A 10,867-nucleotide genomic window follows, 5' to 3' on the forward strand; every position below is an offset into this window, starting at 1 on the left:
TCTCGATTAGTGCGCAAAAGCTTATCCTTTTCCAAGTCACTGGAGAATCACATTAGTGCGATTTGGTACTTCATCCATCACTACAATGCATCATTACCTGTGTAGCACTACCATGAACTTTACTCTTCTATCATTACATCTTGAGCACTACCTGTGATTGAGCGAGTCTTAGCTGATAGCCTATATGGTGAGAGTGGAGATGTCATCGGCATCTTGCGTCAGTTCCAACTTCCCTACATTGTGGCGATTCGCTCCATAGAGCTTCGCTCCGCCAAAGGCGTACATGGTGTGCTGATGCCCCAGGGACAACGGGTGCGCTATAACCGTTGGCATGCCTATGACCAACCTCTAGCTGAACATCCCACGCAACGTCGTTATATCCGCGAAATCATCTTTGGCCAGCGGCGAGCTATCCGCTACTACCAAATCACCAAAGGCAGCACTGATCATCCAGACCAGGCAGACAGTTGGTTTATCATGACTAGCCTAGCCGGAGATATCCTCTTAAGTGTTGGTAGCCAATACACCCTTAGAGCTTGGATTGAGTATGGATTCAAGCAGGTCAAGAATGAACTAGGGTGGCACGATTATCGCTTAACGGATTACAGCAGTATTGAATGCTGGTGGGAGTTGATTTTTAGCGCCTATTTGCTTATTAGTCTGCATGCTGAGGGCTTTAAGCATGCTCCACAACTCAAGGGTGAGAATGCTGCAGTTTCTTCTTCCCCTCTGTTGCCGTTTAGTCAGCATCCCGACTCGGAGTTGGGGATGACCTGGAAGAGTGCTTTGAACAATTTGCGACTTCTGCTGCAACCGTATTGCTGTTGGGGGTGGTTAGAGTCTTGGTTACAGGTCTTCCCCATTCCTGAACTGAGACAGGGGTTTGAGCAGTTAATGGATTGGATGGATACCTTTCGCCTGTTGCCAAGCTCAGAGCTGGAAGTGGCAGAACTCAAAGTGGCTTGAGTGCAACTGATCAGTTTCCTCTCACCGTAGTAACAAAAGAAGGATGACACCAGCCATCAGCAGAGCAGACGAAACAACGCCTCTCAGCCTAGCTTGTCTGCCCTCTGCCTAATTTAAATTGGTATGACGCTGTCAGTCATTTCACAGCGGCAAACACAGCAATTTTTAGATTGGTAAGCCATAGGCGCAGTACCAGACAGTTACTTTCTCTGACAAATGGTATGGCTTATTCAAGGAGATGTCTCTTGAAGTGAAGACTTTACTTCAGAATGGAGCGCCTGCCTGCTCTAGAGGAAGCTTCCAGTTCAATCAATGAGATCTCTATCTACACTGAATCATCTTTCCAGCCACAGTGCCCACAATCCCAATGCACTCCTGCTTTTTCGCAAGCAATGCCAGCCTCACATTGGGGACATCGGCCTGTGAACATGGGGTGTAAGTCAAGTATTGCCAACTTCCCCAAGCATGACCACCGCTGTTCTGGCGTCATGATCAACTCACCGTTGTAGTAGCTAGCCCTCTCTGGCTCCCACAGTACCTCAGGTTCTGCCATAGGGTCACACTGAAACCCTAAGCAAGCATCACTGCTCACACCACTGGGATGATTCGTGCAGACTAGATGAGGATCATGGGCATAGAAAAGGCAGCGATCGCACTCTGGTAGCTTACGTCTAACGCTTGGCTCAGTCATTCCCACTCAATCCTCTTCCTTCACTTCTAGCTGATAGATCCGGTTGGAGGGGTGTTCTGCCATTAACCGCCAGTAGTAGCCATTGGGGGGTGGTTGCACTCGTGATCCACAGCGGTAAAGCAGGGTGGGTTCATCGCTTCTGATGCCGTCCTTGACTGCTTTTTCTAGCTTGGGGTCAGGGGCCGCATCGTTGTACCAAATGATGTGAGAGGTGCCGGAGTACCCAGCATTCAAAAGACTTGCAAACACCCACTCCATGATGGGTTGCATTGCTTCCATCGGAACACCACACTCGTTCTGCCCATAGCTACTGATTGTAGGAGTGGGGGGAGCACTGGTTGGTTGAGGCAGCAAGGGTGCCAGGAGTGAGCGAGCTAGGGTCAGAAGTCTGCTCATGATCAAAAATTGTGAGGGCTAGATTACAAGATTCCCGATGACTGCTGTTTGAGAACAGGGGCCGTTATGAGCAGCCAATGAGCTGTAGGCGATCGCCCTTCTAGCAATTGGTTTGGACAAGTCGGCTGGATGAAAGGGGAACCCCGCGCTGTATGCAAAGCATCAGCATCGGAAGGATGTCAGAAATCCGAACCTGCTTTTTCAGTGCTCTCTGGCATACTTCTGGCTCAGCCGCTTTCTGAAATACAATACCGCTCGAACTATAAAATACGATGTTTCAGCCAAAAAGATAACAGGGGCATGGCGACTCGATAGCCTCCTGTCGCTCCATAAATTAATCCTTTTTGTTCCAATCCGGTCAGCGCGCCCTGAAAACTCCCCCCTCTGGAAAACTGGTGTTTCTGAAGATAAACACGTGAATGAGGACTATCGGTCGGGTCGATCGCTAAGCTCTCTAGTACCCGGGCCTGAATCGGAGGCAGGAGCAGGAGGAGAGATTCAAAAGTGATGGACAGATCCTCGACTAATCTTAAGGTGCTGCAATGGACATGATGAAGTTGGATGAGCTTGAGGGGGGATGACGCGGCAACCCCGACTTCTTCATCTCGGTAGAAGCCATGATGGTCGCTCCAAATTCGTCGCGCCAGGGCAATCGCATCCCCTCCATGCCCTTGGGTGTAATCTAAAAATAATTCCAAGGCATCCCCTTCAAACTTGAAGCCGATTGCTGCCATTGCTTCAACCACCCACGTTTCTATTTCCTGGCGTTGCAGTGGTAACAGAGAGACTAGTTGAATCTGGCTGTTTTCTACCCAATCTTCTGGAGTCGTGGCAAGAACCACGTAGCTGACGCGGTTTTGCTGTTGAATTTCCTGCTTTAAATGGGCTTCCCACCGACCGGCTCGATCCCAGGAGCGAATATGGGGAAAATTCTGAAAGACAAACACGACTCGGTACCGGAGCTGTTCTGCCATCATCTGAGGGAGCTGCAGCAAGGCTTGCAGGATGAGCCATTCATTATTGAGGGGAACCTGCCAAATCAAGCGGGTTTGATGTGCACTCAGCTGCTCTAAGTGCAAAGGATAGTGAGCAGCCCACTGTTCAATCAACTTTCGTTCTTCGGGGGTGGCAAAGATGTGGAACATCCCCTCTGCAAGTAACTCTAAAAAGCGAGAAGAATGGGTGGCTCGCAGACAGTCGATCTCCAAAACTTTGGCTCCACCTTGATGGGCGGCGTAACGGATGAGCGATCGTCTTCCACTGCCAGTCACACCCGTCAGCATCAAATCTTGGTCAGCCGCCAAAATTGCACAGATTTGCTCTAGCTCAGCCTGCCTGCCAATCAATCCCTGCGGCTTAAACGTATCGTTCATCATGATCAACCAATTGTCCTCACCCTTGAGCCAACCTTCCGAGAAACCATTGACTTTTTCCTTACCACTTCAAAAGAAATCTCGATGCACTGATCCTTACACTATTTTTTAGTACAAGGCTAGATTAATAGAACTATTTTATAGTGCAACCGAGTTGACCCATGTCTGCCACCTCCTCGCGCCCTAAAATTTTTCAACCCTCTACAAGCCAATCCTGGCACACAATCGCAGCGGAAAAGGCCCTTTGGCTGCTGAAGAGCGATCGCGTCCAAGGTTTAACCCAGAACCAGGTTGACCAGAGTTTGCAGCAATACGGTCCCAACGAACTGATCGAGATGAAAGGGCGATCGCCCCTCGAAATCCTCTGGGATCAGTTTAAGAACATCATGTTGCTGATGCTGATCGCCGTGGCAATTATCTCGACGATTCTAGATGTGCGCGAATCCCTAGTGAGAGGACAATTCATCTTTCCCAAAGACGCAGCCGCGATCTTTGCAGTGGTACTGCTGAATGGGCTACTGGGCTATCTTCAGGAGAGTGGAGCCGAAAAAGCCCTGGCAGCCCTGAAAAACATGGCATCCTCCAAGGTGCGGCTGATCCGGGATGGGAAAGCGGTGGAGGTGGAATCTCAGGAACTGGTTCCGGGCGACATCATGCTGCTGGAGGCAGGGGTAAAGGTGGCAGCAGACGGGCGCATTTTGGAAGCAGCCAATTTGCAAGTGCGAGAAGCCGCCCTCACCGGAGAAGCTCACGCCGTTGAAAAGCAAGCCAATGCCCTATTCCCAGAGGACGCCCCCTTAGGCGATCGCATCAATCTCGTCTTCTCGGGTACGGAGGTCGTGCAGGGTCGAGCTACCGTACTGGTCACGAGCACTGGAATGCAGACGGAATTAGGTAAGATCGCCACCGCACTGCAATCGGTTGAAACCGAGCCCACCCCTTTGCAGAAACGCATGACCCAACTGGGTAACACATTGGTCATGGGCTCGCTCATCTTAGTGGCGATCGTGATTGCTGGAGGCACGCTATTTAACCCCGCACTGTTTGAAGAATTGGTCAAAGTCTCTCTCAGTATGGCGGTTGCAGTGGTTCCGGAAGGCTTACCCGCCGTGATCACCGTGACCTTAGCATTGGGCACGCAACGCATGGTGAAGCGCAACGCTCTGATCCGCAAATTGCCTGCGGTGGAAACCCTTGGTTCTGTAACCACGATCTGCTCTGACAAAACCGGAACCCTGACCCAGAACAAGATGGTGGTGCAGGCAGTCCATACCCATCGCTACGCTGCACAAGTAACGGGTGAGGGGTACAGCCCTGAAGGTCAGTTTTATCAGCAAATGAGTTCAAAATCGCCCCAAGCAATCTCGGTCGAATCAGCGCCAGAATTGCGATCGGTGCTGATGGCCTGTGTGCTGTCCAATGATGCCGTCTTGCAGAAAGAGAATGGAGACTGGGCAATTTTGGGCGACCCAACCGAAGGAGCACTGTTGGCAGCCGCCGGAAAAGGAGGACTTCGTAAAGACCAGGAAGAGCAGCACTTACCTCGCGTGGCTGAGTTTCCGTTTTCCTCTGAACGCAAGCGAATGAGCGTGGTGGTGCAGGATGTCTCCAGCCAACTGGGAACCAGTCCCTTTGTCATGTTTACCAAAGGCTCACCCGAACTGGTGCTGGAACGTTGCACCCATATTCAGCAAGACAATCAGGCTCAACCCATTACTAACAAACAACGACAGCAAATTTTAGAGCAGAACAATCAGCTTGCCAGTCGAGGGTTGCGCGTCTTAGGGTTTGCTAGCAAGAACCTAACACTATTGTCAGGCCAGGATTCAGAAGATCAGGCTGAAACCAACTTGACCTGGTTGGGATTAGTGGGAATGCTGGATGCTCCTCGTCCAGAGGTGCGCGATGCAGTGGCCAAATGCCGTGCCGCAGGGATTCGTCCGGTGATGATTACGGGCGATCACCAACTCACGGCTCAAGCGATCGCGCAAGACCTGGGCATTGCAAGCGTGGGCGATCGCTGCCTGACGGGGCAAGAACTCCAGAAGCTGTCCCAGCCAGAACTGGAAGCCGAAGTTCATCACGTCAGCGTCTATGCCCGCGTTGCCCCTGAGCACAAGTTACGCATTGTCCAGGCACTTCAGCAACAGGGACAGATTGTGGCGATGACGGGGGATGGCGTCAATGATGCCCCAGCCTTGAAACAAGCTGATATTGGAGTCGCAATGGGCATCACAGGCACCGATGTCAGTAAAGAAGCCAGTGACATAGTGCTGCTAGATGACAACTTTGCCACCATCGTCTCGGCGGTAGAAGAAGGTCGAGTGGTTTACATCAATATTCGCCGTTTCATTCGCTATATCCTCGGCAGCAATATTGGCGAGGTTTTGACGATCGCCGCCGCACCTCTATTGGGCTTGGGGGGTGTGCCACTCTCGCCTCTGCAAATTCTCTGGATGAACTTAGTCACCGATGGACTGCCGGCATTAGCGCTCGCCGTCGAACCCGGTCGAGCGATCGTCATGCAGCAACCCCCGAAAGACCCCACAGAGAGCATTTTTGCCAGAGGCTTAGGCTCTTACATGATTCGGATTGGGATTATCCTCGCCGTGATCACGATCTTGATGATGGTCTGGGCATACGGTTATACCGAGCAGGTACAGAGTCAGTTGCTAGACCGCGATCGCTGGCAAACTATGGTGTTTACAACCCTCTGTTTAGCCCAAATGGGACACGCGGTGGCCATTCGCTCCAATACGCGATTAACGGTGGAAGTCTCTCCGCTCTCGAATCCCTATGTTCTCCTCTCCGTGGCCATCACGAGTATCTTGCAACTGTTGCTCGTTTATATTGAGCCCCTCCGAAGCTTTTTCAACACTCATTATCTAAGTGGTTTGGAGTTGCTGATTTGTATTGGGTTTAGTTCTCTCGTCTTTGTTTGGATTGAAGCAGAGAAGCTATTGATTCGCTGGTATACCGCTCGTAAATAGCTCAAAATATAACTCCTTAGTTCAGCTGAAATTAATCATGAACAGAGCCGCTTCAGCTTTTGGCATTCGAACTTATTCTCAAGGAGAGCTCACGCTCGACTTAGAATCCGACATTTATCAGAAATTGCAGCAGCAATCCATCAAATTTTCTGACCTCCTACAACAGTTAACTGATTTTATCAGGATGCTAGAAAGCGGTAAACAGAAGTACAACATTAATCCTTACAGTGAGAAATTTAATCGGGGCATTCACATCTTAGGTGGGAACAATTTTGCATTAGAGTTCTTGCCTAGGGCGAATTTGGCATTGAAATGTTCCGAAGGGCAATGGAATGCAGAAGACCCCAGAAAACAATTCCTTAGAAGTATAGAATTAGCCTGGGAGTTTAAAACCAAGTTAAACGAGCAAGAAAAAGCACTGCTCCAAATCTGTCCTGTTTACTTGTATTTCCAAACCGAGTTTAGGAGCGCCCTCTTTAAGCGAGTCCTCTTCATGCCACGAATTGAGGGGACTCCGTTAGGAAAAACAGAAACTGGATTTAGTCCTGAATTTTGTCAGATATTCAACATTCCTAGTTTGAAGGAAATTCTTTGCCAACCCCAGTTCGCCCTGCATCGTTCTCTCGATCCTGATCCGCAACGTCAATTGCTCAAAATTCAGTCTGCTTATTTATTTCAACACCTATCTCAAAGAGGAATTAAAATTTTGAGCTTGAATCAGAAAAATATTCTAGCCGTATCTAATCCCACTAGTCAGCAACAACAATATGTCATTATTGATCCGACTGCAGATTATTGTTTACCCATTTCTCCTGCCTATAATCTCTTGACAGCTCAACTATGCAGATTTAGATAATCTTGTATCCCTGGTTATGAGAAGTCATTGGGCGAGGAGCAAAGTGCTGATAGCAAGAAGCGGATCTCCAAGCCGTCAAGTAGTAGCATTGAGCCAGATCCTCGCACTAACAGCAGTCCCCAATTAGCGAAAGAGCGCTACTTGCAGCAGAGCCGCTCTATCTGTTCCCTCAGCACAGGATGCTGCAATACCAGCTTTGCCGCTAATGCATAGGTCGTTACTGCTCGCGCGTAGTCACCCGTCTCAAACCCCTCACCCTCAACCTCTTGGACATAAAAAGGCTGAGCGATTTCCCATCGCCCGAACTCCCCCAGCTCAACGGGAATTCGCATCACGGCATGGGCACTGGGATAAGCCCACACTTGTTCACCAATCACCGTTGGCTCAATCCATGTCTCGCTTCGCTCCTGAAGCGAGCGATCGCCAGGAGTGTTATGCTCATCCGCCCAAACTCGCAAAATTTGATTGGCTTGCTCAATTACTAAGATTGAGGGTCCAACCTCAAGCCGCCGCAACAAAAGCTGGATATCGAAACAAGGCAGAGGAATTAAAAAGTCAGGATCATCGCTCTGGCAAGTATAATTGCCTGAATATTTCTCATTTACAGTCGCACAACAGAGTCCTGATAGCTCTTGAAACCGTTGCAGCAAATCTAGCATCACTGGCCTTGAGGCGATCGCTGGCTCCTATTTTGTCGCTTCGCGTACCGTTCTTCAAGATCGGATTGCACAATCTCAATTCAATCGCCTGGATCGAACTGCAATCGTGCTTGCCCAGATTGTCAAAGTCAGCAGGTCGTCAAAAAGGGCAAGATGACACTACAAGGCAGTACCTCTGTGCAAAGCCTACTGTAAGCAATTTAACGACCGCACCGCTCCAAACTTGCGCCAGTCGCTGATGGTCAAGCTGAATTCTTTCTAGACTACTCAATCTCAAAGCGCTCAAACAGTGGGCTAAAGTCGCTGGGTTGCGCCTCGTAGTTTAATATCTCGTCACTCAGAATGACCCACTTTTGCGAACTCTGAGTCCACAAGTTGCCAACGGGCTTGAGCCAACTTGTATCATCTAAGGTTCCAGCTTTTACATTGGTGATTTTGGCGTTTCGAGCCGGGTTATGGAACAGCCTGGTTCCGCATTCTCCACAAAATAAGCAACTTACTTCACGCCCGCTATCCGAGACTCGCTGCCATTGTTTCGGTTGCCCTTGAAGAATGACAACTGCGGCACGAGGAACAGGCATTGACAGGCCAAAGGCACTGGAGGATTGCTTTTGACATTCTTTGCAGTGACACGCATAAAGCGTCAGAGGTTCAGCCCGAATCTCGTATCGAATTTGCCCGCACTGACATCCCCCACTGTAAGGAGCCGTCATACTTTACTGCCCTAACTCAATTTGTCGTATTCATTATGCGCGATCGCTCTACGGTTAGCTGCAAAGTGTGGAGTCGCCGTTACAGTCTATCAAGAGCAACTTGAGAGCGGTCCTAAAACCAGAAATGCCCGCGTACCATCCCAGTTGAGCTTCCCAAACCCAATAAAGATCAGTACCGTCATATTTTTCAAATGCAGTGCAGCGTTCCAACGGGCAGTTCTTGCTATCGGGAATTTTAGGATAGGTCAGTTGAATTCAGAACATGCCAGCCGGGGAAAGGTTTCCAGGAAGTCCGACAAGACGCTACAAGCTATCCTTCGCCTCAGCGGGCGATCGCTCACTCGAGCAAGACCAAAGATTGAACAATTTTTTCCAGTTCAAGCGGAGTCAGGTTGGCATTTTGTTGGCAAGCGTACGTCTCTTGATCATAGGTATCATCACCCGCACTCACCCAATAGTAGGGAAAGCGAGAGGAACTTGGTGGCGACTGTAAAGCAGTTGGGAAGCTAGAGAGATTGGGTTGCAGGACTTGCAATTGCTCGGCGGTGGGGTGTTGATTCTCTCCAGAAGGCTCGCCAAACAAGATACTCACATCTCCGAGTAAGGTGGTACGAGTCTGAAACTCAAACTCCCTGGCTCCGCCCCCCACGCCACCTCCGACTGCCCTCACTAGAAAACAGGTGTTCTGCGCATTGCGATAGACCAAGGTATAATTGGGGCCTTCTCGGCAAAGACTCGTTTGGGGAGATCCAGCCGTACAAGAGTTTGCGATCGCTTCAGACAGTTGGAAGCCCCCTGGCACATAAGCTGGAATGACGACTGGAATGCTTAACTCGCTTAAAGATGTTTTTTGCGCTTCACTCAGTCCCGCAGAAGCTGGAGCGCTCCCAACAACATCGGGACTAGAGGGACTAGACGCCACCTGTAGCTCCTCACGCAGCTGAGGTACTTCAAAATTGCTCCCTGAAGCACTGGGTAAAGGTTTTAGAGCGACAGCATGCCAGGCACAACCGCTCAGACTAAGCCAAACAGCAATGCCCAGCGACAAATAAGTGATCTGTTTAAGTGATTTCATCAAAGGTGGAGCTGAGTGATGGCAACTAATGTAGAGCAACAAACTCAAGGCTCTGATTTCCTAAAAATTGCAGTAATCAGCGATTTTGCTGAGGCTGGGAAAGCGCCTGGTTCAGGACTTCACATAACAAAGTCGTGCCTGACGATGAGCCAACGTCGACTGAAAACTTGGGGGGAGACAAGAGAAAGGAGAGGCGTGAACCCTCACGATTTCACTCGTAATGCGAGCGGGAGGCGATCGCAGTTTATGGAGTGTCAACCTGCGTGACCAGAGGCGATCGCGCTGCAACTTCCCCTGGACAAATTGGGAGGATGGCACTGGAGAGAGACAAAAGAGGATATCAATGCTGACTAGACAGGAGAACTGGCAGGGACAGGCACTCCTCGCATCAGTGCGGCCCAAAGTTGAAACGTCCGTTGTGGTGCTCGTGTCATTACGAGGGATTGCTGAACCACCAGCGGTGCGCCGTCTAAGCACTCCTCCAGTTGGGTTACAGCCATAGGCGGTGTTTGTTGCCGCCTCACCCAATCCGCAAAGTCAATGGGCAACCGCCACTGTTGGAGCACCTCAAAATTCATCCCGACTGAAGCGATCGCGGTATGCCATTGAGAGAGTTGCCACTCCCAGTAGTGAGAGGGATCGCGCAACTGTTCAATGCGGTTGATGAAGTGAGCCAACTCATGATCCTCGGGCAAAATCACATCCACGGCTAAAAACTGCCCCTGGGGCTTCAGGACTCGGTGAATTTCTGCCAATGCGGGTTCGATCGCCGAGAAGTGATGGGCGACAAAGCGGCAGGTGACTAAATCAAATTGCTGATCCGCAAACGGGAGGGCGGTGGCGATCGCAGATTGAAACCGAACATTCGTCAGTCCGCGATCGCCCAAGTTGCGCTCTGCTTCTGCTAACATGCCAGCGCTGAGATCGATGCCTATTACTTGCTGCACGAACGGAGCCAAGGCAAAGGCAGTGTGACCCGCACCACAGCCCACATCCAGAACCTGCCAATCAGGACTTGGGTGAGCGGCTTCCACGGGTTGTGTCGCAAAAAACCAGTCAATGGTAAAGTAAGCGGACTCAAACTTCCCTTCTTACCCTGTGATGTCTACTCCTGCTCTGTTTAAGTGGCGGCACTTTCTGCCTGAAAT

9 protein-coding genes and 2 pseudogenes are annotated in these 10,867 nt (G+C 50.3%); 4 read left to right on the forward strand and 7 right to left on the reverse strand.

Features of this window, described 5'->3' with window-relative positions; genetic code table 11:
- Together NDA01_RS30215 and NDA01_RS30220 are read left to right on the forward strand one after the other, a co-directional pair.
- Positions 1-105, forward strand: a pseudogene (locus NDA01_RS30215) (IS1 family transposase); the annotation flags it as partial.
- 51 nt (positions 106-156) lie between these two features.
- Positions 157-966 (forward strand): annotated as a pseudogene (locus tag NDA01_RS30220) (transposase family protein); the annotation flags it as partial.
- A 325-nt stretch (positions 967-1,291) separates the two neighbouring features.
- Here the strand turns inward: NDA01_RS30220 and NDA01_RS30225 are convergent.
- The 3 genes from NDA01_RS30225 to NDA01_RS30235 form a co-directional block, all read right to left on the reverse strand.
- The gene (locus NDA01_RS30225; RefSeq protein WP_348230942.1) at positions 1,292-1,657 is read right to left on the reverse strand and encodes a hypothetical protein; all 366 of its coding nucleotides are present in this window, start codon (positions 1,655-1,657) and stop codon (positions 1,292-1,294) included.
- A gap of 6 nt (positions 1,658-1,663) precedes the next feature.
- The gene (locus NDA01_RS30230; RefSeq protein ID WP_348230944.1) at positions 1,664-2,053 is read right to left on the reverse strand and encodes a hypothetical protein; all 390 of its coding nucleotides are present in this window, start codon (positions 2,051-2,053) and stop codon (positions 1,664-1,666) included.
- 260 nt (positions 2,054-2,313) lie between these two features.
- A complete protein-coding gene (locus NDA01_RS30235) occupies positions 2,314-3,429 on the reverse strand; it encodes an ATP-binding protein (protein ID WP_348230945.1) in 1,116 nt (371 codons plus the stop codon).
- Positions 3,430-3,587: 158 nt separating this feature from the next.
- On the opposite strand from NDA01_RS30235, the gene NDA01_RS30240 reads away from it, so the two are divergent.
- A complete protein-coding gene (locus tag NDA01_RS30240; RefSeq protein WP_348230946.1) occupies positions 3,588-6,416 on the forward strand; it encodes a cation-translocating P-type ATPase in 2,829 nt (942 codons plus the stop codon).
- A gap of 37 nt (positions 6,417-6,453) precedes the next feature.
- Entirely contained in the window at positions 6,454-7,272 is an 819-nt protein-coding gene (locus NDA01_RS30245) for a hypothetical protein (RefSeq protein WP_348230947.1), read from the forward strand.
- Between the two features lie 137 nt (positions 7,273-7,409).
- Here the strand turns inward: NDA01_RS30245 and NDA01_RS30250 are convergent, their stop codons facing one another.
- The 4 genes from NDA01_RS30250 to NDA01_RS30265 form a co-directional block, all read right to left on the reverse strand.
- Positions 7,410-7,931, reverse strand: coding sequence for a hypothetical protein (locus NDA01_RS30250; protein WP_348230948.1), 522 nt, complete (start codon positions 7,929-7,931; stop codon positions 7,410-7,412).
- A 263-nt stretch (positions 7,932-8,194) separates the two neighbouring features.
- The gene (locus NDA01_RS30255; RefSeq protein WP_348230949.1) at positions 8,195-8,644 is read right to left on the reverse strand and encodes a GFA family protein; all 450 of its coding nucleotides are present in this window, start codon (positions 8,642-8,644) and stop codon (positions 8,195-8,197) included.
- A gap of 337 nt (positions 8,645-8,981) precedes the next feature.
- Positions 8,982-9,719, reverse strand: a complete 738-nt coding sequence (locus tag NDA01_RS30260; RefSeq protein WP_348230950.1) for a hypothetical protein — start codon at positions 9,717-9,719, stop codon at positions 8,982-8,984.
- Positions 9,720-10,069: 350 nt separating this feature from the next.
- Positions 10,070-10,753, reverse strand: coding sequence for a class I SAM-dependent methyltransferase (locus NDA01_RS30265; RefSeq protein ID WP_348230951.1), 684 nt, complete (start codon positions 10,751-10,753; stop codon positions 10,070-10,072).
- Positions 10,754-10,867: the final 114 nt, after the last annotated feature.

The organism is Trichocoleus desertorum AS-A10 (assembly GCF_039962155.1).
GTDB lineage: Bacteria > Cyanobacteriota > Cyanobacteriia > FACHB-46 > FACHB-46 > Trichocoleus.